22 protein-coding genes are annotated in these 23,711 nt (G+C 66.9%); 18 read left to right on the forward strand and 4 right to left on the reverse strand.

What is annotated here, in order from left to right:
• Positions 1 to 5 precede the first annotated feature (5 nt).
• Complete coding sequence (locus J7I89_RS14555) at positions 6 to 1,241, reverse strand: heparan-alpha-glucosaminide N-acetyltransferase domain-containing protein (RefSeq protein WP_214971645.1); 1,236 nt, start codon at positions 1,239 to 1,241, stop codon at positions 6 to 8.
• A 124-nt stretch (positions 1,242 to 1,365) separates the two neighbouring features.
• Here J7I89_RS14555 and J7I89_RS14560 point away from each other — a divergent pair, with 124 nt between their 5' ends.
• From J7I89_RS14560 to J7I89_RS14595, 8 genes are all read left to right on the forward strand, one after another.
• Positions 1,366 to 1,761: a hypothetical protein gene (locus J7I89_RS14560; RefSeq protein WP_251045350.1), complete on the forward strand. Its 396-nt coding sequence runs from the start codon at positions 1,366 to 1,368 to the stop codon at positions 1,759 to 1,761.
• A gap of 9 nt (positions 1,762 to 1,770) precedes the next feature.
• Positions 1,771 to 2,529: a carbon-nitrogen hydrolase family protein gene (locus J7I89_RS14565; protein ID WP_214971648.1), complete on the forward strand. Its 759-nt coding sequence runs from the start codon at positions 1,771 to 1,773 to the stop codon at positions 2,527 to 2,529.
• A 95-nt stretch (positions 2,530 to 2,624) separates the two neighbouring features.
• Positions 2,625 to 3,533: a 4-hydroxy-tetrahydrodipicolinate synthase gene (gene dapA, locus J7I89_RS14570; RefSeq protein ID WP_214971651.1), complete on the forward strand. Its 909-nt coding sequence runs from the start codon at positions 2,625 to 2,627 to the stop codon at positions 3,531 to 3,533.
• 42 nt (positions 3,534 to 3,575) lie between these two features.
• On the forward strand, positions 3,576 to 5,267 hold the full coding sequence (locus tag J7I89_RS14575) for a ribonuclease J (protein WP_214971654.1): 1,692 nt from the start codon (positions 3,576 to 3,578) through the stop codon (positions 5,265 to 5,267).
• 96 nt (positions 5,268 to 5,363) lie between these two features.
• A complete protein-coding gene (locus J7I89_RS14580; protein ID WP_214971657.1) occupies positions 5,364 to 8,276 on the forward strand; it encodes a DNA translocase FtsK in 2,913 nt (970 codons plus the stop codon).
• 39 nt (positions 8,277 to 8,315) lie between these two features.
• Positions 8,316 to 8,999: a CDP-diacylglycerol--glycerol-3-phosphate 3-phosphatidyltransferase gene (pgsA, locus tag J7I89_RS14585; RefSeq protein WP_308159919.1), complete on the forward strand. Its 684-nt coding sequence runs from the start codon at positions 8,316 to 8,318 to the stop codon at positions 8,997 to 8,999.
• 2 nt (positions 9,000 to 9,001) lie between these two features.
• Positions 9,002 to 9,496 (forward strand): CinA family protein, encoded by a 495-nt coding sequence (locus J7I89_RS14590; protein WP_214971659.1) that lies wholly within the window; start codon positions 9,002 to 9,004, stop codon positions 9,494 to 9,496.
• Positions 9,497 to 9,633: 137 nt separating this feature from the next.
• A complete protein-coding gene (locus J7I89_RS14595) occupies positions 9,634 to 10,086 on the forward strand; it encodes a helix-turn-helix domain-containing protein (RefSeq protein ID WP_055798349.1) in 453 nt (150 codons plus the stop codon).
• 76 nt (positions 10,087 to 10,162) lie between these two features.
• On the opposite strand, the gene J7I89_RS14600 is transcribed toward J7I89_RS14595, so the two are convergent.
• The gene (locus tag J7I89_RS14600; protein WP_214971661.1) at positions 10,163 to 10,672 is read right to left on the reverse strand and encodes a MarR family winged helix-turn-helix transcriptional regulator; all 510 of its coding nucleotides are present in this window, start codon (positions 10,670 to 10,672) and stop codon (positions 10,163 to 10,165) included.
• Positions 10,673 to 10,714: 42 nt separating this feature from the next.
• Here J7I89_RS14600 and J7I89_RS14605 point away from each other — a divergent pair, with 42 nt between their 5' ends.
• From J7I89_RS14605 to dapF, 6 genes are all read left to right on the forward strand, one after another.
• Positions 10,715 to 10,939 (forward strand): DUF3046 domain-containing protein, encoded by a 225-nt coding sequence (locus J7I89_RS14605; protein WP_214971664.1) that lies wholly within the window; start codon positions 10,715 to 10,717, stop codon positions 10,937 to 10,939.
• A gap of 209 nt (positions 10,940 to 11,148) precedes the next feature.
• Positions 11,149 to 12,204 carry a recombinase RecA gene (gene recA / locus J7I89_RS14610; RefSeq protein WP_214971667.1) on the forward strand — a complete coding sequence of 352 codons (1,056 nt, stop codon included), beginning with the start codon at positions 11,149 to 11,151 and terminating at the stop codon, positions 12,202 to 12,204.
• A gap of 115 nt (positions 12,205 to 12,319) precedes the next feature.
• Entirely contained in the window at positions 12,320 to 12,820 is a 501-nt protein-coding gene (locus J7I89_RS14615) for a regulatory protein RecX (protein WP_214971796.1), read from the forward strand.
• Between the two features lie 101 nt (positions 12,821 to 12,921).
• Positions 12,922 to 14,469 carry a tRNA (N6-isopentenyl adenosine(37)-C2)-methylthiotransferase MiaB gene (miaB, locus tag J7I89_RS14620; protein ID WP_214971670.1) on the forward strand — a complete coding sequence of 516 codons (1,548 nt, stop codon included), beginning with the start codon at positions 12,922 to 12,924 and terminating at the stop codon, positions 14,467 to 14,469.
• Positions 14,470 to 14,474: 5 nt separating this feature from the next.
• Positions 14,475 to 15,413 (forward strand): tRNA (adenosine(37)-N6)-dimethylallyltransferase MiaA, encoded by a 939-nt coding sequence (gene miaA / locus J7I89_RS14625; protein ID WP_308159920.1) that lies wholly within the window; start codon positions 14,475 to 14,477, stop codon positions 15,411 to 15,413.
• Positions 15,414 to 15,458: 45 nt separating this feature from the next.
• The gene (gene dapF, locus J7I89_RS14630) at positions 15,459 to 16,403 is read left to right on the forward strand and encodes a diaminopimelate epimerase (protein WP_214971673.1); all 945 of its coding nucleotides are present in this window, start codon (positions 15,459 to 15,461) and stop codon (positions 16,401 to 16,403) included.
• Here the strand turns inward: dapF and J7I89_RS14635 are convergent.
• A complete protein-coding gene (locus J7I89_RS14635) occupies positions 16,384 to 16,998 on the reverse strand; it encodes a class I SAM-dependent methyltransferase (protein ID WP_214971675.1) in 615 nt (204 codons plus the stop codon). The genes dapF and J7I89_RS14635 overlap by 20 nt on opposite strands.
• 354 nt (positions 16,999 to 17,352) lie before the next feature.
• Between J7I89_RS14635 and hflX the strand changes: the two genes are divergently transcribed.
• Complete coding sequence (hflX, locus tag J7I89_RS14640; protein ID WP_214971678.1) at positions 17,353 to 18,924, forward strand: GTPase HflX; 1,572 nt, start codon at positions 17,353 to 17,355, stop codon at positions 18,922 to 18,924.
• Positions 18,917 to 20,974, forward strand: coding sequence for an ATP-dependent DNA helicase (locus J7I89_RS14645; RefSeq protein ID WP_214971681.1), 2,058 nt, complete (start codon positions 18,917 to 18,919; stop codon positions 20,972 to 20,974). Before hflX ends, J7I89_RS14645 begins: the two co-directional genes overlap by 8 nt.
• Before the next feature lie 6 nt (positions 20,975 to 20,980).
• On the opposite strand, the gene lexA is transcribed toward J7I89_RS14645, so the two are convergent.
• A complete protein-coding gene (gene lexA / locus J7I89_RS14650) occupies positions 20,981 to 21,730 on the reverse strand; it encodes a transcriptional repressor LexA (RefSeq protein WP_214971683.1) in 750 nt (249 codons plus the stop codon).
• Positions 21,731 to 22,056: 326 nt separating this feature from the next.
• On the opposite strand from lexA, the gene J7I89_RS14655 reads away from it, so the two are divergent.
• Positions 22,057 to 22,506: a LysM peptidoglycan-binding domain-containing protein gene (locus tag J7I89_RS14655; RefSeq protein WP_214971687.1), complete on the forward strand. Its 450-nt coding sequence runs from the start codon at positions 22,057 to 22,059 to the stop codon at positions 22,504 to 22,506.
• A 79-nt stretch (positions 22,507 to 22,585) separates the two neighbouring features.
• Positions 22,586 to 23,704 carry a histidinol-phosphate transaminase gene (locus J7I89_RS14660; RefSeq protein ID WP_214971690.1) on the forward strand — a complete coding sequence of 373 codons (1,119 nt, stop codon included), beginning with the start codon at positions 22,586 to 22,588 and terminating at the stop codon, positions 23,702 to 23,704.
• Positions 23,705 to 23,711 lie beyond the last annotated feature (7 nt).

A 23,711-nucleotide genomic window follows, 5' to 3' on the forward strand; every position in this document is an offset into this window, starting at 1 on the left:
AGGCGTTACCGGATCCCCGCCGGCTGGTGCCGTCCCACCTGATTGGCGGCGTGCCCCAGCCATTCCAGCGGGCCGCGCCATTTCAGGATCGCGAAGACCATGCCGATCAGCACCGCCATTGCAGCATGGGCGAAGTACATCCCGTCCACGGTCCATCCGACCGGCAGGGGCTGGAGGTGGAACGACGCCACCACGCACACATGGACCGTGTACAGGGTCAGCGTCATCGCCCCGGCGCCGCGCAGCGGAAGCAGCAGGTCCAGGTCCAGCCATTCCCCCAGCCGGCCCACCAGCAGGCAGAGCCCGACGGCGGCTGCGGCAACTCCGCCCGTGTGCAGCAGGTCCAGGGTGGTCCCGGAGTGGGGTGCGCTGCCGGCCAGCCACCACCATGAACCCTCCTGCCGGACGCCGGCGAGATTTACCTGCAGGAGGCTGTCCAGCGGGTAGTTCGGGTCCGTGAGGAGGGCCTGCAGTGCGGCCCGGCCGCCCCATTCCTCCATGGCTGCCGTACCCAGAACTTTCGCGAAGGCTGCCACCGCGGTGCCGCCGGCAAGCAGCAGCACCGGGACCGCCGCCGTCGACAACGCCAACCTGCCAATGATGAGGCCCACCAGCAGATACGAAATCCACTGGAACACAGGGTAGTAGCCCGTCAGGAACAGGTCGCCCAGCAATTGGCCGGGGGTGGACAGGTCCTCCCAGCCGGGGTTGTGGTTTAGCCGCAGGGCCGGGTCGGCGGCCATGAGCCAGGGCCGCAGCAGGAAAGCGATCACGGGGGAGCCTAGGATCCAGCCGGCGGCCCAGGCGCAGAGCGCCTTCAGCTGCAGCCCGATAAACGGCAGGATGCACAGGAAGAGGACGGCGTAGTGGACCAGGATTACCGCCACGTTGACCTCCAGCCCGCCGAGGGCGAGGCCGACGACGACAATCACCAGGGCGCGCAGGGCGATGCCCCGCCGTGCCGCCCCAAGGGCGCTTCCCTCGAGGGGCCGCTGCTTGCCAGTGGAAAGGGCCAGCCCGATTCCCGCCAGGACGGCGAAGAGGGCAGCTGCCCGGCCGGAGAAGGTCAGGCCGATCCAGGTCGGGGTCATGGCGGCGTCGGATTCGAACGTCGGCATCAGGTGGGTGGCCATCATTCCCAGGAGGGCCAGGCCGCGCGCGGCGTCTATTCCCGCAAGCCGGGTGCTGGCTGCGGCGCCTTTCTTGGTTCCGGACGATGCAGCCGTGCTCCGCGAGGTCATGATGCGATCGTCTCACATCTGTATATGGCGCTGTTTCCTCCCGCGGGTGTTCTGCCGGGCTCGGATGCGCGGTGGACGGAAACGGGTCTTGTATTCGAATATATGTTCGAATACTATCGGCTGCATGAACAACTCATCCAGGCACACGTTAGGGCGCGGCTCTGACAAACGCGCAGACAAGCCCGCCGCGCAGCCCGCCCGGCGGGCGCAGGGCACTGCAGCTCATGGCACTGCGGGGCCGCTAAAGGCGATGAGCCCCGGCGTGGTGGACTACCTGTTCAGGCAACTCGTCGCCGGCGAGCCCGCCGAGGACCTGCAGTGGAGCAGCGAGGGTATTCCGCTCTCGGCCCAGGTTCCCGGGGCGGAGCTGGCGCGCCGGCTGTCCGAGACGGACCTTGATGCGCTGACGCCCACCGAGCTGTTCCACTACGTTCGCGCCGCCCAACGCCTCGCCTCCTGGGCGGAGTCGCTGCGGGAAGCGGCTGTGGGACGCTACTGTGCGGGGACGGACCCTGCCTAGGATGGAGGCGTGACCTCAGCGCTGACCGTAACCGCAGTCCAGTACCAGGCCCTGGAGGGCGGAATTGCCGGCAACGTGCCGGAGCACGTCCGCCTCATCGAGGATGCCGATTCACACGGTGCCAGGCTGGTGATTTTCCCCGAACTTTCCCTGACCGGATACAACCTGCCTCTTCTTCGGAACGGGGACCAATGGCTGGTGCCCGGCGATTTCCGCCTGGATGCCATCCGGGAGATCTGCCGGCGGACAGGCATCACCGCGGTGGTCGGCGCCGCCTTTCGCGAAGCGGACGGCACGCCGCGGCTGGCGTCCCTGGCCCTCCACCCGAACGGCACGGCCGATGTCGGCTTCAAGTCACATCTCCACGGGGACGAGGAGGCACTGTTTGCCGCCGGGCCGGGGCCGGCACTCCTGGAGGTCGACGGCTGGAAGATCGCCCTGGCCATTTGCTTCGACGCCGCCCACCCCGTCCACTCGGGCACGGCCGCGGACACAGGCGCCGACGTTTACGCCGTGTCTGCGCTCTATACGGAGGGGGAGGGGCACCGTCTGGGGCTGCACCTGGGGGCGCGGGCCATGGACAACCGGATGTACGCGGTGCTGGCCAACCTGGGCGGCCGGACACCGTTGGGGCCGTCCTGCGGCCTGAGTGGTTTCTGGGGCCCGGACGGCATGCCGATGCAGCATGCCTCCGGGACTGGAACGGAAGTGGTTACGGCCGTCCTGCGGCGGGGTCCACTTGAACGGTACGGGCACGCCGCAGGGTGACGGCGTGGCGGCAGGCCTGGTGTTTTCGGGAATTTGACGATCATCACGTGCCGGCCATTGTCCTAACGTGCAGGTGACAGGGTAACGTTTTTCCCATGGCTGACACTTCCGCGCACATTCCTGCTCTTGGTACCCTCTTGACCGCTATGGTCACGCCCTTCACCAAGGACGGCAAAGTGGACTACCAGCAGGCGGCGGAGCTGGCCAGCAAGCTCGTTGACGACGGCTGCGACGGCCTCGTGGTCACGGGAACCACGGGGGAAACCTCCACCCTCACCGACGAGGAAAACCTCGGTATGTTCCGCGCCGTGAAGGACGCTGTCGGGGGACGGGCCGCCATCATCGCCGGCACCGGGACCAACGACACTGCCCACTCCGTGCACCTTTCCCAGCAGGCGGCAGCGCTCGGTGTCGATGGCCTCCTGCTCGTCACGCCGTACTACAACAAGCCCAGCCAGGCCGGCGTCCGCGCGCACTTCGAGGCCATCGCGTCGTCGACGGACGTGCCCGTCATGCTCTACGACATCCCGGGACGCTCCTCCATCGCGATCGCGCCCGACACCATGATCCGTCTCGCGCAGCACCCGAATATCGTCGCCGTCAAGGATGCCAAGGCCGATTTCGCTGCCGCCACACGCGTCATGGCGGAGACCGACCTCCTCTTTTACTCCGGGGACGACGGACTGACCCTTCCGTGGATGGCCCTGGGCGCCGTGGGACTCGTGGGTGTCACAACCCATGTCGCTACCCGCCGCTTCCGGGAACTCATCGACGCCGTCAATGCGAACGACTTCGGAACGGCCCGGAAGATCAACTTCGAACTCGAGCCCGTGGTGCGCGCAACGATGACCCGCGTCCAGGGTGCCGTTGCGGCCAAACAAATTCTTAAATGGCAGGGAGTCCTGCCCAACTCGGTTGTCCGTTTGCCCCTCGTGGAGCCGGACGAAGCTGAGATCGAAATCATCCGCGAGGATTTGGCGGAAGGAGGGCTGGTCTTTTCCTGACGGACTGAGACCGGCACTCTTCCGCCTGGAAAGAAGTGCATTATGACCCAAGTAGCCCTGCCCGGCCTCGTCACGCCTCCCCGCCTTCCCCAAGGCACCCTGCGGATCGTTCCGCTCGGCGGGCTCGGCGAGATCGGCCGCAACATGGCTGTGTTCGAAATCGACGGCAAGTTGCTCATCGTCGACTGCGGCGTCCTCTTCCCTGAGGAAACGCAGCCCGGCGTCGACCTGATCCTGCCCGATTTCTCCTACATCGAGAACCGGCTGGATGACATTGTCGCCGTCGTCCTGACGCACGGCCACGAAGACCACATCGGTGCTGTGCCGTACCTGCTCCGGCTCCGCAACGACATCCCGCTGGTGGGATCGCAGCTGACGCTCGCCCTCATCGAGGCGAAGCTGCAGGAACACCGGATCAAGCCGTACACCCTCACCGTGGTCGAAGGGCAGGTGGAGAAGTTCGGCCCCTTCGAATGCGAGTTCGTGGCCGTCAACCACTCGATTCCCGACGCCCTCGCCGTCTTCCTCCGCACTGCGGGCGGAACCGTCCTGCACACCGGCGACTTCAAGATGGATCAGCTGCCCCTGGATGGCCGGATCACCGACCTCCGCCACTTTGCCCGCCTCGGGGAAGAGGGTGTGGACCTGTTCATGTCGGACTCCACGAACGCGGACGTCCCCGGTTTCACCACCGCGGAAAAGGAAATCGGCCCCACGCTGGACCGGCTCTTCGGACAGGCCAGCAAGCGCATCATCGTGGCTTCCTTCTCGTCGCACGTGCACCGTGTCCAGCAGGTCCTGGACGCCGCGGGGAAGCACAACCGCAAAGTTGCCTTCGTGGGCCGCTCCATGGTCCGCAACATGGCCATCGCCGCGAAACTTGGCTACCTGGACGTGCCGGACGGCATCCTGGTGGACGTCAAGAACATCGGGAACCTTCCCGACAACCGCGTGGTGCTGATGTCCACCGGCTCCCAGGGGGAGCCGATGGCCGCGCTGTCCCGCATGGCCAATGGCGACCACCCGGTGGTGGTGGGCGACGGCGACACCGTTATTCTGGCGTCAAGCCTCATCCCGGGCAACGAGAACGCCGTTTTCCGCATCATCAACGGCCTGTTGAAGCTCGGCGCGGACGTCATCCACAAGGGCAACGCCAAGGTCCACGTGTCCGGCCATGCCGCGGCCGGCGAGCTGCTGTACTGCTACAACATCCTTGAACCGCTCAACGCCATGCCCGTGCACGGCGAGACCCGCCACCTGATCGCCAACGGAAAAATCGCCGAGGAGTCGGGCGTGCCGGAGGCGAGCATCCTGCTGGCCGACAACGGCACCGTGATTGACCTCAGGGACCACCAGGCCGACGTGGTGGGCCAGATCGAGGTCGGCTTCGTCTACGTGGACGGCTCCAGCGTGGGCGAAATCACCGACGCCGACCTCAAGGACCGCCGCGTCCTGGGCGATGAAGGCTTCATCTCCATCATCACGGTCATCAACCGCGCCACCGGAAAGGTGGTCTCGGGGCCGGAAATCCACGCCCGCGGCGTCGCCGAAGATGACTCGGTTTTCGACGACATCATCCCCAAGATCAATGCTGCGCTGGAGGAAGCCGTCCTCAACCGCACGGACCACACGACGCACCAGCTGCAGCAGGTTGTCCGCCGAGTGGTCGGAACCTGGGTCAACCGCAAGCTCCGCCGCAAGCCCATGATCATTCCGGTGGTCCTGGAAGCCTAGGCGCACGCCCGCGGGGGCCGGCCCCCGCGGGCGAACACAGCCCCGAAAGCCCGTAAATCCGCGGAGCCGGGGCCCGGGTGGAGTACCGTGGCACATATGGCCACACGTACTTCCCCCGCGCCAAAACGTACTTCCGGCGGCAAAGCAGGCACGTCCGGAAGCCGCACCGGTTCCGCGACGGCCAAATCCGGCCGGGCGGGAGCGTCGGCCGGCACCGCCCGCACGCGGCAGCTGCCCGCCGTCGAAGCCCGGCAGCCCTGGCTGCTGAGGGTGGTCGGCGGCGCGTGGCTCGGCATCGGCCACCTGGTGGGCGGGGGAGTGCGGCGGATCGGCCACGACGTGAGCGACCTCGCACCGGAGGACCGCCGTGACGGTGCCGCCCTGTTCAACCTGGCGCTGGCGGTCTTCATTGCCACCTTTGCCTGGTGGGGACTCCGGGGCTGGTTCCCGGACGCCGTCTACGCGGTGGTCAACGGCACGTTCGGCTGGATGTCCCTGGTCCTGCCGCTGATGCTGTCGGTCTGCGCCTTCAGGCTGTTCCGCCAGCCTGCTGACGGCCGGGGCAACAACCGCGTGGGCATCGGCTTCCTCGTCATGACGTTCGCGGGTTGCGGCCTCGCCCACATCGTCGGCGGCCAGCCGACCGTGAGCGAGGGCTTTGACGGACTGCGCCAGGCCGGGGGCATGCTGGGCTTCCTCGCGGCCACACCGCTCGCGGCCATTCACGCCGCGGTGCCGGTGGCCCTGTACGCCCTGTTGGCATTCGTCTCGCTCCTCATCGTCACGGCCACCCCGTTTGGGGCCATTCCGCGGCGCCTGCGCGGCGCCTACGAGCACCTGATGGGCATCGACCTTCAAGACAACGGCGACGGCGGCGGACACGACCGCAGCTACCTCTACGACAGTGCGCCGGCAGAGCCGAAAAAGAAGCGGAAACGGCTTTTCGGCAAGAACGAGGACGCCGACGCCCGCCTCGAGGGATACGTCGGAGACGAAGCCTTCGAACATGCCGTCATCGACGACGACGCCGCACCCGACACCACCAAGGGCGCCAAGGGCGCTAACTCCGTGGCGCCCGGCGTGCGCCGGCCCACCCAGGCCGAGATCGCCGTCGAGAAGATCAAGGCCGCCCAGGGGCTGGGCAGTGCTGCGGGAGCGGCGGGCGAGAACGCCACCGAAGCCATCCCGCTCGTCACCCCGGGCATGGTCGCCGCCGGTTCGTTGAACCCGGTAGCCGGGGCCGCCGGTGCCGCGGCCGCCCAGGTGCCGTCGCGGCCAGTCGCCCCCGCGCCGCCGCCCACGCCCATTCCGCAGCGCACCGAGCAGCTGTCGCTGGCGGGAGACGTCACCTACACCCTGCCGTCGTCGGACGTCCTGACCCCGGGGTCCATCCCGAAGGAGCGCACGGAGGCCAACGACGCCATCGTTGCCTCCCTGACGGAGACACTGACGCAGTTCAACGTGGACGCCCAGGTGACCGGCTTCAGCCGCGGCCCCACCGTGACGCGGTACGAGATCGAGCTGTCACCGGGCACCAAGGTGGAGCGCGTCACGGCCCTGTCCAAGAACATCTCCTATGCCGTTGCCTCGAGCGACGTCCGTATCCTGAGCCCGATTCCGGGCAAATCGGCCATCGGCATCGAGATCCCCAACACGGACCGCGAAACCGTCTCGCTCGGCGACGTCCTCCGCAGCCAGAACGCCCGCCGCACGGACCACCCCATGGTGATGGGCGTCGGCAAGGACGTCGAGGGTGGTTACGTCGTGGCGAACCTGGCCAAGATGCCCCACCTTCTCGTGGCCGGCGCCACCGGCGCGGGCAAGTCCTCCTTCGTGAACTCGATGATCACGTCCATCCTCATGCGCGCGACGCCGGACGAGGTCCGCATGGTCATGGTGGACCCCAAGCGCGTGGAGCTGACCGCCTACGAAGGCGTCCCGCACCTCATCACCCCCATCATCACCAACCCCAAGAAGGCGGCCGAAGCGCTGCAGTGGGTGGTCCGGGAAATGGATGCCCGCTACGACGACCTCGCCAACTACGGCTTCAAGCACATCGACGATTTCAACAAGGCAGTCCGCGCCGGCAAGGTCCATCCGCCCGTGGATTCCAAGCGCGTCATCCGCCCGTACCCCTACCTGCTGGTGATCGTGGACGAACTCGCCGACCTCATGATGGTGGCGCCCCGCGACGTCGAAGATTCGATCGTCCGCATCACCCAGCTTGCCCGCGCCGCCGGCATCCACCTGGTCCTGGCCACGCAGCGGCCCTCGGTCGACGTCGTCACCGGTCTGATCAAGGCCAACGTCCCGTCCCGCATGGCGTTCGCCACCTCCTCCGTCACCGACTCCCGCGTGGTCCTGGACCAGCCGGGAGCGGAAAAGCTGATCGGCCAGGGCGACGCCCTCTTCCTGCCGATGGGCGCCTCCAAGGCCATGCGTGTCCAGGGCGCCTGGGTCACCGAGTCCGAAATCCACAAGGTGGTCGAACACGTCAAGGGCCAGCTCAAGGCCGTCTACCGTGACGACGTCGCCCCGGAGGCGCAGAAAAAGCAGATCGACGACGACATCGGAGACGACCTCGAGGTGCTGCTGCAGGCCACCGAGCTGGTGGTCACCACGCAGTTCGGCTCGACGTCGATGCTGCAGCGCAAGCTGCGCGTCGGGTTCGCCAAGGCCGGCCGCCTCATGGACCTGCTCGAGTCCAGGGGAGTGGTGGGCCCGTCCGAAGGCTCCAAGGCCCGGGACGTGCTGGTCAAGCCGGACGACCTCGCCACCGTCCTGGCTGCCATGAAGGGCCAGGAAGCCCCGGCAGCGCCAGATTCGCAAACCGCCGCGCTCAGTGACAACGCCCACGCCAACATCGCCCAAGGCGGCTACGCCGAGGACCTCGTTGCCGCCGACCTGGACAACCGCACGCAGAACGTGGAGTACTACGACGGCGCGGACGGCAGCTCCAGCGACGACGAGGACGGTTCCGAAGACGCCTGGTCCCTGACCGGCCGGTAGCTTAGAAGACGCCCGGCTGGAAGACGGTAGCCTAGAAGGGTGACTAGCACCGAAGCGACCGCGGCCGGCTCCAACAGCTCCGGGATCTGGAATCTTCCCAACATCCTCACCATGCTCCGCATCGTGCTGGTGCCGTTCTTTGTGTGGTTCCTTGTCGCCGACGCTCCGGGCCTGCGCAGCGAGTCGGGAGCCTGGCGCTGGGCTGCCGTGGCGGCGTTCGCCGTCGCGATCTACACGGACAAGCTCGACGGCGACATCGCCCGGAGCAGGGGACTGGTCACTGACTTCGGCAAGATCGCCGATCCGATAGCGGACAAGCTCCTGATCGGCTCCGCCCTGGTCATGCTGTCCGTCCTGAACGAGCTGCCCTGGTGGATCACGGTCGTGATCCTGGTCCGTGAATGGGGCATCACCGCGCTGAGGTTCTTCGTGATCCGCTACGGCGTGATCCCGGCGTCCCGCGGCGGCAAGCTGAAGACGGTGGTCCAGACTGCGGCCATTTTCCTCTACCTTCTCCCGCTGTCCGCCCTCGCACCCTGGCTGGTCTGGGTGGCCTTGGCCGTCATGCTCGTCGCCTTGCTGATCACCGTGTGGACCGGCGTCGAATATGTCGTTGAAGCGATGAAGGTCCGGACCCAGGGGCTGCGCCGGCGGTCCGAGGAACATCACGCCGAGGAACACCACGACCAGGAACACCGGAAACCGGAAACCCAGGAGGGATGACCATGACCAACCTGCACCGGATCGCCGGCGAGGCCGTCGCCGCAGCCGTGGACCGGGGACTCACCGTCGCCACCGCCGAATCGCTGACGGCCGGCATGGTCACGGCGATGCTCGCAGACACGCCAGGCGCATCGGCCATGCTGCAGGGCGGCGTCGTTTCCTACCGGAACTCCGTCAAGCGGGACGTCCTTGGCGTTCCGCAGGCGCTGCTGGACTCCGTCGGCTCCGTTGACGGCGCAGTGGCAGCAGCGATGGCCGACGGCGCGCGACGCACCTGCGGCGCGGACCTCGGGGTGTCCACCACAGGGGTCGCCGGGCCGGACGACCACGATGGCAAGCCAGTAGGGACAGTGTTCATCGGCGTCGCCACGGCCCAGGGCTCGACGTCGTTTCCATACAGCTTCGAGGGCACCCGGGCAGAGATCAGGGCACTGGCCTGCGCGGCCGCGCTGGAGCGGCTTCAGGAGGCTCTGGCGTCGCTAAGCTACCGGGAGTAAGGTTGCCGGGAACAAAAAGCGAATCCGAATAGTTGTTATTTTGTGTCGCCTCCGCATTAGGGAGGCGCCTAGGATGAAGAGACCAATAGCGGTTCGCTTCACGCGCACCGGACTAAAGAGGGAGCAAGGCGATACAGATGGTAAAGCAGCCCGTATCCGTAAACGGCGTTGTCCGCTGGAAGGATGTGGGCCTCGCCGATCAGGCAAAGAGCGAACAGAAGGAGCGCAAGATGGTAGTACTTCGTCACGAAATCGGTGATGTTCTGCGCGACGTTCGCCAGCGTCAGGGCCGGACCCTCCGCGAAGTTTCACACAGTGCCCGGGTTTCCCTGGGGTATCTCAGTGAAGTGGAGCGCGGCCAGAAGGAAGCCTCTTCGGAGCTGCTGTCTTCGATCTGCTCGGCCCTTGACGTTCCGCTGTCCAGCATGCTCCGGGAGGTCAGCGACCGCGTGGCAGTGGCCGAGGGCGTTGCCGTTCCGGACACCGTTCCGCAGGAATTCTCGCAGCGTTACGGCCGCGACCTTGACCGCGAACTCAATACTGACCTGTCCGACGAACTGGCCAAGGGACTGCTCTCGGGCGCCCGGTAACCAGCCCCACGGAATATAGCCGCGAGGCCCCCGGCGCAAGCCGGGGGCCTTAGTCGCGCCTTCCTCGTCAGGCGTCTTAGGTGGTGCCGTCCTTCGGGAAGCCGTCACGTTCGTACGTGGCGTTGAGCTTGGCCATGTAGGTGGCCAGGGCCTGAAGATCCTCCACGGGCCATTCGCCCAGCCTCTCCCGGAAAACCTGCCGCCTGGCGTCCTGCACCTGGTGCATTTTCTCTTCGCCGTGCGGCGTGAGCCTGATGGTCTGCGCGCGGCCGTCCAGCGGGTCCGCTTCCTTGACTACGAGTCCGATGCTTTCGAGGAAGGCAATCTGGCGGCTGACGGACGGCTTGCCGACTCCGATGCAGGAAGCCAGCTCGGTCAGCCGGATGGGGCCCTCTTTGCGGATCACTGTCAGCAGGCCGTATGCCGCTGGCTCCATGTCCGGGTGCACCTGGCGCGACAGCTGCTGAGAGACGGACCGGGCCCGCCGCCAGAAGATGCTGATCTGATGCTCCACGGTCTTCAGCGCGGCATCGAGGGTGTCCTCGGAGGGGACGTAGTCTCCGGGGGCCTCAGCTGGGTTGCTCATGGCAACCATTCTAGGGTCCCGGCCCGTGAGAGACTCTATGTCGTGAGGATTAGTGATTTTTGGCGGCTCATGGACGACGAATTCGGCGCAGGCTACTCGCGCGTGCTCGGCGGCTCACTGGTGCTCGCCGGCGTAGGCAGCCGGACGGCGGAGCAGGCCCTCGCCGCCGGCGTCAATCCCCGCGATGTCTGGCTCGCCGTCTGTGATGTCCAGGACGTCCCCGCGGAGCGCCGCCTGGGCCGCGACATCAAGCCGATCCGGAACTGACCGGCGTCCCTGGTCCTGCCGAAGGCTCCTGACACGCCGACAGATTGTTCGAATATCTGTTCGGGTGGGACTATGCTTTTTTTGAGCAGGTTATCCACATACGCACTGCCGCCCGGCAACAATGTCAGAGGGCGGCGTTAGCGTCAGTGATGACAGAAAACAGGCCGCACAGGCCACTCCCCAGCGAGAAAGCATTAGAGGTGTGAACCATGGCGGCAGCCCCGGATCGTGAAAAAGCGCTTGAAGCAGCGCTTGCCCAGATTGACAAGCAGTTCGGCAAAGGCTCCGTCATGCGGCTGGGCGATGAAGTCCGGGCCCCCATTGAGGTCATCCCGACAGGATCCATCGCGCTGGACGTTGCGCTGGGAATTGGCGGACTGCCGCGCGGCCGGATCGTCGAGATCTATGGACCGGAATCGTCCGGTAAGACCACCGTTGCACTGCATGCTGTGGCGAACGCCCAGCGGCAGGGCGGCATTGCCGCCTTCATCGACGCCGAGCACGCCCTCGATCCCGAGTACGCGGCCAAGCTTGGCGTTGACACTGACGCCCTGCTGGTCTCCCAGCCGGACACCGGTGAGCAGGCGCTGGAAATCATGGACATGCTTATCGGCTCCGGCTCCCTTGACGTCATCGTCATCGACTCCGTCGCCGCGCTTGTGCCGCGTGCGGAAATCGAAGGCGACATGGGAGACAGCCACGTTGGCCTGCAGGCGCGCCTCATGAGCCAGGCCCTGCGAAAGATCACGGGCCGGCTGAGCCAGACCAAGACCACCGCCATCTTCATCAACCAGCTCCGGGAAAAGATCGGTGTCTTCTTCGGCTCGCCGGAGACCACCACCGGCGGTAAGGCGCTGAAGTTCTACGCCTCCATCCGAATCGACGTCCGCCGGATCCAGACGCTGAAGGAAGGCGCTGACTCCGTTGGCAACCGGACCAAGGCGAAGATCGTCAAGAACAAGATGGCCCCGCCCTTCAAGATCGCCGAGTTCGACATCATCTACGGCCAGGGCATCTCCCGCGAGGGCGGCATCATCGACATGGGCGTGGAGCACGGCATCATCAAGAAATCGGGCTCCTGGTTCACCTACGACGGTGACCAGCTCGGCCAGGGCATGGAGAACTCCCGCCGCTTCCTGCGCGACAACCCCGAACTGGCTGCGGAACTCGAGCGGCTCATCAAGGAAAAGCTGGGTGTCGGAGTGAGCCCCGCGGCCGCTGACGCCGAAGCCTCCCCGAAGCTGAAGGCCGTTGACAAGTTCTAACAGCAAGCGTTCTAACAGCAAACGCCGCGCCGCGTCCGCCGTTCAGGAGTCGGCCCCGCCGTCCGCATTCGCGGAGGGCTGGGCCGCGGAGGACCGGTTCGTTGAGGACAGGCTCATGGAGGACAGGGAGCCTGATCCTGCGGCGGTGGCGCGCGCCATTGTGCTGCGGCAGCTGACCAGTTCGCCCAAGAGCAGGCTCCAGCTCGAGCGCAAGCTGGCGGAACGCAACGTGCCAGAGGACGTCGCCGCGGCAGTCCTGGACCGCTTTGAAGAGGTCAGGCTGGTCGATGACGCGGAGTTTGCCGACATGTGGGTGCGGAGTCGCTCGCAGACGCGCAAGCTGGCCAAGGGTGCCCTCCGCCGGGAGCTGGCGGAAAAAGGCATCGAAGGGGACATTGCGGCGTCGGCCTTGGACCAGCTCAGCGACGAAGACGAGGAAGCGGCCGCCCGCCAGTTGGTGGAACGCCGCCTCCGGCCGGGAACTGACCTGTCGGACCGCTCCGAGCGGGACAAGGCCGCCCGCCGACTGGCGTCCATGCTTGCCCGCAAGGGGTACCAGCCGTCGCAGGCTTTCCGCATCGTGGGCGAAGTGCTCGACGCCGCATCAGGTGGCTAAGGCATCGGGCGCCCCGGCGTCGGGCAGCCCCGGCGTCAGGCAGCTCGGAAGTCTGGCAACCCAGGCATGAGGGAGTTGGGCGCAGCCGGTACGCTTAACGGGTGAGTCTGACCTATCCTTCCCCCGCATCCGGCACCGTTCCAGCAACCGACGCTTCTGCCGCGCCCCGCACATACCAGGTGCGAACGTTCGGCTGCCAGATGAACGTCCACGATTCGGAGCGGATGGCAGGGATGCTCGAGGCTGCCGGCTACGTTCCGGCGGAAGGCGCCCAGGCCGACGTCGTGGTGTTCAACACCTGCGCCGTACGGGAAAACGCGGACAACAAGCTGTACGGCAACCTGGGCATGCTGGCGCCCATCAAGGAAGCCAACCCGGGCATGCAGATTGCCGTGGGCGGCTGCCTGGCCCAGAAGGACCGCGAAACCATCCTGAAAAAGGCCCCGTGGGTGGATGCCGTGTTCGGGACGCACAACGTCGGTGCCCTGCCGGCACTCCTGGACCGGGCACGCCACAACAACGAAGCCCAGCTCGAAATCCTCGAGTCGCTGGACGTCTTTCCGTCGACCCTGCCCACCAAGCGCGACTCCGTGTACTCGGGCTGGGTGTCCATCTCCGTGGGCTGCAACAACACATGCACGTTCTGCATCGTCCCGGCCCTGCGGGGCAAGGAGAAGGACCGCCGGCCCGGAGACATCCTCGCCGAGGTGCAGGCCCTGGTGGATGACGGCGCCATCGAAGTGACGCTCCTCGGCCAGAACGTCAACTCGTACGGCGTGGAATTCGGTGACCGCCAGGCCTTCTCCAAGCTGCTTCGCGCCTGCGGCGAGATCCCCGGCCTGGAAAGGGTCCGCTTTACGAGCCCGCACCCGGCAGCGTTCACCGACGACGTCATTGACGCCATGGCCGAAACCGGCAACGTCATGCCCCAGCTGCACATGCCGCTCCAGTCGGGCTCGGACAAGGTCCTCCGCGACATGAAGCGGTCCTACCGCTCCGCGAAGTTCCTTGGAATCCTGGACAAGGTGCGGGAGAAGATTCCGCACGCAGCGATCTCGACCGACATCATCGTCGGCTTCCCGGGGGAGACGGAAGAGGATTTCCAGGCCACGCTGGACGTCGTCGAAAAATCACGTTTCGCCACAGCCTTCACCTTCCAGTACTCCAAGCGGCCCGGCACACCGGCCGCCGACCTCCCTGACCAGCTGCCCAAGGCTGTGGTCCAGGAACGCTTTGAACGCCTCACTGCCCTGCAGGACCGCATCGCGGCGGAGGAGAATGCGAAGCAGCTCGGACGCCGCGTCGAGGTCATGGTCACTGCCCAGTCAGGCCGCAAGGCGGAGGAGACCCACCGGTTGTCGGGCCGCTCGCAAGACCAGCGGCTCGTCCACTTCTCAGTACCTGCCGGAGCCCAGGCGCCCCGCCCGGGCGACCTCGTGACGGTCACCGTGACGGAGGCAGCCGCATTCCACCTGGTCGCTGACCCGGCAACACCCGCGGACTACTCGCTGCGGCGGTCACGCGCGGGCGATGCCTGGGACAGGGCGCAGGCTGACTCCTGCGGTGCCCCCGCTCCGGGCGCCACCGGCACTGCGGGCAAGACCGGAGTGTCGCTGGGCATGCCCTCCCTTCCGGTCCGGAGCCGCTAATTAGCGTGGACGAAAGTTCCGGAGCCGTGGGCGCCCCGGCGGCCAGTCCGGACGGGCCACCCGTCATTGCCGTCGTCGGGCCCACCGGCTCGGGAAAGTCCGACCTCGCCGTCGAACTCGCCGTGGCCCTGGACGGCGAAGTCATCAACGCCGATGCCATGCAGTTCTACCGGGGCATGGACATCGGGACGGCCAAGATTACGGATGCCGAGCGCAGGGGAGTCCCGCACCACCTTCTGGACATCCTGGACGTCACCCAGGAAGCGTCGGTGTCCGACTTCCAGCGGCTGGCAAGGGCCGCCGTCGCCGAAATCCACAGCCGCGGAAAGCGGGCCATCCTGGCCGGCGGGTCCGGCCTGTACGTGCGGGCCGCCCTCGACGTCCTGGAGTTTCCCGGAACCGACCCGGAGATCCGCGGCCGGCTCGAGCAGGAACACGCGTCCGTCGGGACGGCCCCCCTGCTGGAGCGCCTGCGGGCTGTCGACCCGGTGTCCGCCGGGCGGCTCGGCGACGGCCGCCGCATCATTCGCGCGCTGGAGGTCTTCGAGCTGACAGGGCGGCCGTTCAGTTCCTTCATGCCCACCCGCGAGTACGTCCAGCCTGCCGTGCAGATCGGCCTTGAGGTTGACCGGGAGGTGTTGCGCGGGCGGCTGGCCGAACGCGTTCACCGGATGGTGGAGCGCGGATTGCTGGCGGAGGTTGAGCGGCTCGACGCGGCCGGGCTGCGCCGGGGCAGGACCGCACCCCGCGCCCTTGGCTACGCCCAGTTCCTCAAAGTGCTCGACGGCGAGGCGGACGTCGCCCAGGCCACCGAGGAGACCATCGTGGCCACGAGGCAGTTCGCCCGCCGCCAGCTCACCTGGTTCCGTGCGGATCCCCGCATCAGCTGGCTCGACTGGCAGGATCCCGCCCTCGCGGCCAAGGCCGCGGCGCTCTGCTCCTGAAGACCCGTTTTCCGGACCCCGACGGCGTGCAGGTAACCTTGAAGCATGGATGAAACCCTTGCAGAAACAGCCGAGTCCGCCACCTCGCAGCTGAGCGGCCTCCGCTTCTCCAAGGGCCACGGCACAGGCAACGACTTCGTCCTGATCGCCGACCCCGAGGGCCTGCACTCCATCTCCCCTGAGCAGGTTGCCGTACTGTGCGACCGCCACCGCGGCATCGGCGGCGACGGACTCATCCGCGCCGTCCCCTCCCGGCTCCTCGACGAAGGCCGGCAGCTCCTTGCCTCGCACCCCGATGCCGAATGGTTCATGGACTACCGCAACGGCGACGGCTCACTGTCGGAGATGTGCGGCAACGGCGTCCGCGTGTTCGTCCACTTCCTCATCGCCGAAGGCTTGGCGGAGCTCCCGGCCGGCGGTTCGCTCACCATCGGCACGCGCGGAGGCGCCAAGACCATTGTCCGCACGCAGGACGGATACGCCGTCGACATGGGCCCGTGGGAGTTCATCTTCCCGGCCGAGGCAGCGGCGCGCGCCATGGATTCCCTCGTCGGCGCCGACGGCCTCGAAGTGCCGCGCCCGGCACTGTCAGTCAGCATGGGCAACCCGCATACGGTCGTCGCGCTGGCCGAACTCTCCGAGTTGGAGGGCATGCGGCTTTTCACGGCGCCGCACGTTGACCCCACCCCGCCGCACGGCACCAACGTCGAGTTCGTCGTCCCGGCGGAGCCGCTGGTCCATGACGGCGTCGGCACGGTGACCATGCGGGTCCATGAGCGCGGCGTCGGCGAGACACAGTCGTGCGGAACCGGAGCGTGTGCCGCGGCCGTGGCAATCCGTCACTGGGCCGGGCAGGGCGCACCGGACGCCTGGCACGTGAAGGTCCCGGGCGGCGTCGTCGGGGTTAAGTTCTTCACCGTGGCCGACGGCCGCGAGCATATGGAGCTCAGCGGCCCGGCAACCATCGTTGCTACCGGGACGCTTTCCTGACGCGCAGGATCCGGAACGACTTCGACGTGCTCTCCCGGCTTACCGTGAGCGAGTCATCGAGGACTTCGGCCAGCCAGCGCTGCAGGGAGTCCGAGCCGAGGTTCTTCTGCACCACGAGATAGGCGGAGCCGCCCGGGGCCAGCCGCGGCAGCCAGAGCAGCAGCAGCGAATGCAGTTCATCCTTGCCGATCCGGATCGGCGGATTGGACCAGATGGTGTCGAAGCGCAGCTCCGGATCAACATTTTCCGGGGTGCTGGCCGTGACGTTCTCCAGGCCAAGCAGGGCAGCGTTCCCGTTCGTGAGCGCGATGCAGCGCTCGTTGACGTCCACGGCGTAAACCCGTGCATGCGGAGCGCGCAGCGCCATCGTCAATGCAATCGGCCCCCAGCCGCAGCCGATGTCCAGCAGGTTCCCCTGCGGAGCCGGCGCGGGAACTTCCGCCAGCAGAACAGCCGTGCCTTTGTCGATGCCGTCCGGGCTGAAGATGCCGGAGGAGGTCTGCAGGTTCCGCGTTTCACCCGCCAGTTCCACCGTGAGGGGCTTGCGGGTGAAGGGCCCCGCGGGCGAGGCGCTGAAATAGTGGGCAGACTCCATAACTCGCCAGATTAGTGGGCCACCCGCCCACAAGGGAAACCGGGCCAGGACGTCTGCTAGTCTGTAAGGCATGTTCTTGATCTTTGAGTAGCCGGCCCCGTCAGGCTCGCCGAGCAGCCGCCGTCCCGGCGGTCGGCACTGGCACTGACGTACCCTCCCGGAGCGATGCAGGTATTAGCCTTCCGCCCGGCGCGCCGCAGCACCCCCACTCAGATCAATTGACCGGCCCAGGCCTATGCGCCGAGGCCTCACAGGAGACTCTCCATGACCCCTCGCCGTCAGCCCAGCGCGAATACCGCGCCCAAGGGCAGCAATCAGCACTATTCTGAAGATGCAGAACCTTTTAAGGAGACCATGACCAGTCAGCAAAACCCCGGATCCGAGCCGGCAGCCCAGGACATGAGTCCTGAGGAAATCCAAGCTGTCATCGACCGGATCCTCGCCAAGGACGTCCCGGCCAGGAACGCCGCGCCGGTAAACGGCGACGGCAGCAGGGCGGTCTTTGGCAAGGCCCAGGCGATTTCCCGGCTTGATGAGGAACACAGCCTGTTCGACGGCGATCAGCAGGATCTCGAGGAACGCCGGGCACTGCGCCGCACGGCGGGGCTCTCCACCGAACTCGAAGACGTCACCGAAGTCGAGTACCGGCAGCTGCGCCTGGAGCGTGTGGTCCTGGCCGGGCTCTGGACGGAAGGCACCCTGGCCGACGCCGAGAACTCGCTGCGCGAACTTGCCGCGCTGGCGGAAACCGCAGGCTCTGAGGTGCTCGACGGCCTGGTCCAGCGCCGCGCCAAGCCGGACCCCGGCACATTCCTCGGCTCCGGCAAGGCCTTGGAACTCAAGGACATCGTGATGTCCACCGGTGCGGACACCGTGGTGGTGGACGCCGAGCTGGCACCGTCCCAGCGCCGTGGACTCGAGGACATCGTCAAGGTCAAGGTGATCGACCGCACGGCGCTCATTCTCGATATCTTCGCCCAGCACGCCAAGAGCCGCGAAGGCAAGGCCCAGGTGGAGCTGGCGCAGCTGGAATACCTCCTCCCGCGCCTCCGCGGCTGGGGCGAGTCCATGTCCCGCCAGGCAGGTGGCCAGGTGGGCGGCGCCGGCGCCGGCATGGGGTCGCGTGGTCCGGGTGAAACCAAGATCGAACTGGACCGGCGGCGGATCCGGACGCGGATGGCCAAGCTGCGGCGCGAGATCGCCGCGATGAAGCCGGCCCGGGAGACCAAGCGGGCCAACCGCCGTCGCAATGCCGTGCCTTCGGTCGCGATCGCCGGGTACACCAACGCCGGAAAATCCTCCCTGCTCAACCGGCTCACGGACGCCGGCGTCCTGGTGGAGAACGCCCTGTTCGCCACCCTGGACCCCACCGTCCGCAAGACCGAAACCGCTGACGGGCTGGGGTACACGCTGGCGGACACCGTGGGGTTCGTGCGTTCGCTTCCGACACAACTGGTGGAGGCGTTCCGTTCCACCCTTGAGGAAGTCGCGGATTCGGACCTGATCCTCCACGTCGTGGACGTCTCCCACCCCGATCCCGAGGGGCAGATCGCCGCCGTGCGCTCCGTCTTCGCCGAGGTGGACGCCCGCAAGGTGCCCGAAATCATCGTGCTCAACAAGGCGGACGCAGCGGACCCCTTCGTCGTGGAGCGGCTTAAGCAGCGCGAACCGCGCCACGTGGTGGTGTCCGCCCGCACGGGCCAGGGCATCCCGGAGCTGTTGAAGGCCATCAGCGAGTCCATTCCGCGGCCCAGCGTCAAGATGGAACTGCTCGTCCCGTACCACCGCGGCGACCTGATCAGCAAGCTCCACGACTCCGATGCGGAGATCCTCAGCCTGGATCACGAAGAGGGCGGCACGCGCGCCGTGGTCATGGTCCGGGAAGGCCTCGCGGCTGAACTGGAATCCTTTATCAGCAATGACTGAGCGGGCGGCGGACCACGCCGATGCCACAGCCGGCGAGCAGTTCGTCATCGAACTGCTCGACCGCGCCGTGGCCGGCATGGGCGGTCAAAGCCGCAGCGGCCAGCACGAGATGGCCCGGCAGGTGGCGCGGGCCATCGAAACCGGGGATCACCTGCTGGTCCAGGCAGGCACGGGAACCGGTAAGTCGCTCGCGTACTTGATCCCCCTGATTGCCCACTCGCTGGAAAGCGACAAGCCAACCCTGGTGTCCACCGCCACCCTGGCGCTGCAGACCCAGATCGTGGGCCGGGACCTTCCCCGGCTGCTCAAGACCATCACGCCGGCCCTGGACCGGCCCGTCAAGATCGCGCTCGTCAAGGGCCGGTCCAACTACGTGTGCCGGCACAAGCTGGAGGGCGGCTTCCCCTCGGAGGAGCCTTCCGAAGGCCAGCTCTTCTCCCTGGGCGAGGACACCAGCGTGCCGCATTTCGCCGCCGCCATGGGCGGGCCGTCGTCGCAGCTCGGCAAGGAAGTGGTCCGGCTCCGCGAGTGGGCGGAAAAGACTGCCACGGGTGACCGCGACGAACTCCTCCCGGGCGTGACGGACCGGGCCTGGCGCCAGGTCTCCGTCACGTCCATGGAATGCCTCGGGGCGCAGAAATGCCCCCTGGCGGCGGAGTGTTTCAGTGAACTCGCGCGGCACAACGCCGCCGAGGCCGACGTCGTGGTCACCAACCACGCGATGCTCGCGGTCAGCGCCTTTGAGGGCCTGGCCGTCCTGCCCGAATACGACGTCGTGGTGGTGGACGAAGCCCACGAACTCCAGGACAGGGTCACCGGAGCAGTCTCCGGCCAGCTGTCGGCGGCCATGGTCCACGCGGCCGCTTCGGGTGCCCGCAAGCACACCGGCATTACCGTGGATGCGCTCAACACCGCCGCCGCGAACCTCGAACTCGCCATCGCCGGGGTGCCCAGCGGCCTGCTCCCGAACGGGCTCAACGACGAACAGCTGGACTGTGTGGACCAGCTCCGCGAGGCGTGCCGGGCCGCGTTGTCCGATTCCAAGGGGGACAGCAACAACACGGCCGACGGCGGGCGGCAGCTCGCGCGTTCGCGCCTCCTCGTGATCCTGGAGCTGTGCGAACGGCTCCTGGCGGCGCGTGAAAACCGTGAGGTGGTGTGGTTCTCGCGGAACAGCACGTTCGACCCGCAGCAGGGCTATTCCGCGCCGGACGAATCGTCGCCCGCCCTCATCAACATCGCCCCGCTCAGCGTCGCGGGCCGGCTGCGGGAAGGCCTGTTCGCCGGCCACACCGTGGTGCTGACATCAGCCACCCTTGCCATTGGCTCCGCCTTCGAACCCGCCGCCGGCGGGCTCGGCCTCGTGGGCGAGGGCGCGCCGAGCTGGACGGGCGTGGATGTTGGGTCGCCCTTCGACTATCCGAAGCAGGGCATCCTGTATGTGGCCGGCCATCTGCCCAAGCCGGGCAGGGGAACCTCGCCTGAAGCCCTCGACGAACTTGAGTCGCTGATCCGCGCCTCCGGCGGGGGAGCCCTGTGCCTCTTCTCGTCGAGGCGTGCCGCCGAGGACGCGGCCGAGGCGCTGCGCCCCCGGCTGGACGTCAGCATCCTATGCCAGGGTGATTCCACCATGACGGCCCTGGTCAAGCAGTTCGCCGACGAGCCGGACACATGCCTGTTCGGGACCATGTCCCTGTGGCAGGGTGTGGATGTCCCCGGCGGATCGTGCCGGCTTGTGGTGATTGACAGGATCCCGTTCCCCCGGCCCGATGATCCGCTGATGACCGCACGCTCCCGGGCCGTTGCCCAGGCCGGCGGCAACGGGTTCATGTCGGTGTCGGCCACCCACGCGGCAATCAGGCTGGCCCAGGGTGCGGGGCGGCTGATCCGGTCCACTGATGACAAGGGCGTGGTGGCGGTGCTGGATTCGAGGCTGTCCACCGAGCGCTATGGAGCCTTCCTCCGGGCCGCGCTCCCGCCGTTCTGGCCGACGACCGACCGGAAGATCGCCGTGGCCGCTCTTGAGAGGCTGGCCGGCGCGCGGTCCTAGGCAGGCTTAGAGCGAACGCAGTACCGAGACGACTTTGCCCATGACGACGGCGTGGTCGCCCAAGATGGGTTCGTACTGGGTGTTTTGCGGAAGCAGCCAGGTGTGCCCGTCCCGCTGGCGGAACGTCTTGACGGTCGCTTCGTCGTCGAGCAGGGCAGCGACGATGTCGCCGTTGGCGGCGTCGCTTTGCCGCCTGACCACCACCCAGTCGCCGTCGCAGATGGCGGCATCCACCATGGAATCGCCGGCCACCCTCAGCATGAACAGTTCGCCGTGGCCCACGAGCTGGCGCGGTAGCGGCATGAGATCCTCCACCATCTGGTCCGCAAGGATGGGTCCGCCCGCTGCGATCCGGCCGACCAGCGGCACCATGGCCGTGTCCATGGCGCTGGGCAGTTGCGTGACTGTTCCGCTTCCTCTGCTGTGGAGGGCGGCGTCCTTCTCGGCCGCCGGGGCCTTCGCTCCGCCCGCGTCCAGGGTGAGCGGCATGAGGACTTCCATGGCCCGTGGGCGCTTGGGGTCGCGCCGCAGGTAACCGAGTTTTTCGAGCTGCGAGAGCTGGTGCGTGACGCTGGACAGGCTGGCGAGGCCAACGGTGTCGCCGATTTCCCGCATGGACGGCGGGTACCCGTTCTCATTCACCGATCGCTGGATGGTTTCCAGGATCCTCTTCTGCCGGACAGTGAGTCCCTTGGGTGTCCGCTGAGACCGCTGGCTGTGCTGGGGAGCCGTGCCGCCGGAGGCTTGTGCTGCCATGTTCGCCAACGCCTTTCCATTCCACCCGGCATCCGTGGCTGCAGTTGCCGGGAACTTCCGGACTGAAATTGTCAGACCCTGCTGATCAACTGCAGATGTGGTTGTTCTTTGATTCCAAACGTAGGCCAGCCCTACGGCTTTTTCAAACATTTGTTCTAGCGAGTCTCGACTTAATTCGTTGATAAGTGCTAAAACTGAGAAAAGCAAAGTTCGAACATGTGTTCTAGTCCAGCTTCGGGGCCGTCGGGTTATTCGAATATCCCAGCGATCGGTCGGCGGGCGGGCACAAACCGGGCAGCACAGATTGGTCCAGGAGGGCTCAGGTCATGTCAGCTTCAACAGTCACGTCAGTGCCAGCAGCAGTTCAGTGCTCACATCCGCAGGGTAGGGTAACAGCGGCGCGGCAGAGTTCGCTGCAGGGTCCCCGGCGCAGCACGACGGTGATCGGCCAGGCGGCCAAGCCGCCGCGGCTGCGTCTCACGCGCCGCGGCCGGATCGTCCTGATTGGCATGCCGCTGGTCCTGCTGGCCGCAATTCTGCTCTCCCTGGCCGGCCTGCTGAACTCGCCGGCCAAGGCGGCCGACACCGCCAGCGGACTGGCTGTTACGCCGGCGGTGTCCGTCACGGTACAGCCAGGTGAATCCCTGTGGGCCATCGCCGGGGCGGTGGACCCCGGCCGGGACCCGCGCGATGTCATCGCGGACATTGTCCAGCTGAATGATCTGGAAGGCGGCCGGGTCATGCCGGGTCAGCAGCTGTTTGTTCCGTCCAAGTAGTCGGCGATTCTGCAGGGTTCGGACCCCGCCAAATCGTCACAGTTTCAGGCGCGCCGTCCGTGGCACTTAAACTGTTCAGGTGAGTGACCAGCTTGAGCGACTGAACCGATTGCCCCTCCGGACCAACCTGCGGGGGCTGACACCCTACGGTGCGCCGCAGCTGGACGTCCCCATTCTGCTCAACGTCAACGAGAACACGCACGGCGTGCCCGCCGATGTCAGGGCCGCCATCTCCGAAGCCGTGACCGAGGCCGCCGCAGGCCTCAACCGCTATCCGGACCGCGAATTCACCGAACTCCGGGAAGCCCTCGCCGAATACCTTGGCCACGGGCTTGGGGCCGAGAACATCTGGGCCGCCAACGGCTCCAACGAAGTCCTCCAGCAGATTCTCCAGGCCTTCGGCGGGCCTGGGCGTACGGCGCTCGGATTCCCGCCCACGTACTCCATGTACCCCTTGCTCGCCAGCGGAACCGACACTGCCTACATTGTCGGCAAGCGCGCCGGAGACTACGGCCTGAGCGCTGAGGCCGCTGCCCGCCAGGTCCGGGAGCTTCAGCCGAACATTGTGTTCCTCTGCTCACCCAACAACCCCACCGGCACCGGCCTCGGCCTGGATGTGGTGGAGGCGGTCTACGAGGCCGGCGCGGCCAGCCAGACCATTGTGATCGTGGATGAGGCCTACCACGAGTTTGCCCACGACGGCACCCCCAGCGCCCTCACGCTGCTGCCGGGCCGGGAGCGGCTCATCGTGTCCCGGACCATGAGCAAGGCGTTTGCCCTCGCCGGCGCACGGCTCGGCTACATGGCGGCGGCACCGGAAGTGGCCGACGCCCTGCGCCTCGTGCGCCTGCCGTACCACCTGTCGGCCATTACCCAGGCAACGGCACTCGCGGCGCTGCGCCACCGGGAGGCACTCATGGCGGACGTCCAGGACATCAAGCGGCAGCGCGACCGCATCGTCACCGAACTGACGCGGATGGGGCTGCGGCCGGCGGCCTCGGATTCCAACTACGTGTTTTTCGGCGGCCTGGAAAACCCCCACGAGGTCTGGCAGGCGCTGCTGGACGCAGGAGTGCTGATCAGGGACGTCGGCATCCCGGGACACTTGCGGGTCACGGCCGGAACTGAGACGGAAACCACAGCATTCCTGGAAGCGCTGGAAAGCATCCTGGCCAGGCAGGCCGCTCTTCCGGCCTAAACTTGAG

This window comes from Arthrobacter sp. ISL-5, from assembly GCF_018613835.1.
GTDB lineage: Bacteria > Actinomycetota > Actinomycetes > Actinomycetales > Micrococcaceae > Arthrobacter.

Excerpts from the sequence above, each read along its gene's own strand:
- recA (WP_214971667.1), top strand. The coding sequence starts at position 11,149 with ATGGCGGCAGCCCCGGATCGTGAAAAAGCGCTTGAAGCAGCGCTTGCC.
- dapA (WP_214971651.1), top strand. The coding sequence starts at position 2,625 with ATGGCTGACACTTCCGCGCACATTCCTGCTCTTGGTACCCTCTTGACC.
- J7I89_RS14600 (WP_214971661.1), bottom strand. The coding sequence starts at position 10,672 with ATGAGCAACCCAGCTGAGGCCCCCGGAGACTACGTCCCCTCCGAGGAC.
- J7I89_RS14655 (WP_214971687.1), top strand. The coding sequence starts at position 22,057 with ATGTCAGCTTCAACAGTCACGTCAGTGCCAGCAGCAGTTCAGTGCTCA.
- J7I89_RS14580 (WP_214971657.1), top strand. The coding sequence starts at position 5,364 with ATGGCCACACGTACTTCCCCCGCGCCAAAACGTACTTCCGGCGGCAAA.
- hflX (WP_214971678.1), top strand. The coding sequence starts at position 17,353 with ATGACCAGTCAGCAAAACCCCGGATCCGAGCCGGCAGCCCAGGACATG.
- dapF (WP_214971673.1), top strand. The coding sequence starts at position 15,459 with ATGGATGAAACCCTTGCAGAAACAGCCGAGTCCGCCACCTCGCAGCTG.
- J7I89_RS14595 (WP_055798349.1), top strand. The coding sequence starts at position 9,634 with ATGGTAAAGCAGCCCGTATCCGTAAACGGCGTTGTCCGCTGGAAGGAT.
- J7I89_RS14575 (WP_214971654.1), top strand. The coding sequence starts at position 3,576 with ATGACCCAAGTAGCCCTGCCCGGCCTCGTCACGCCTCCCCGCCTTCCC.
- J7I89_RS14635 (WP_214971675.1), bottom strand. The coding sequence starts at position 16,998 with ATGGAGTCTGCCCACTATTTCAGCGCCTCGCCCGCGGGGCCCTTCACC.
- J7I89_RS14555 (WP_214971645.1), bottom strand. The coding sequence starts at position 1,241 with ATGACCTCGCGGAGCACGGCTGCATCGTCCGGAACCAAGAAAGGCGCC.
- lexA (WP_214971683.1), bottom strand. The coding sequence starts at position 21,730 with ATGGCAGCACAAGCCTCCGGCGGCACGGCTCCCCAGCACAGCCAGCGG.
- J7I89_RS14645 (WP_214971681.1), top strand. The coding sequence starts at position 18,917 with ATGACTGAGCGGGCGGCGGACCACGCCGATGCCACAGCCGGCGAGCAG.
- J7I89_RS14590 (WP_214971659.1), top strand. The coding sequence starts at position 9,002 with ATGACCAACCTGCACCGGATCGCCGGCGAGGCCGTCGCCGCAGCCGTG.
- J7I89_RS14615 (WP_214971796.1), top strand. The coding sequence starts at position 12,320 with ATGGAGGACAGGGAGCCTGATCCTGCGGCGGTGGCGCGCGCCATTGTG.
- J7I89_RS14560 (WP_251045350.1), top strand. The coding sequence starts at position 1,366 with ATGAACAACTCATCCAGGCACACGTTAGGGCGCGGCTCTGACAAACGC.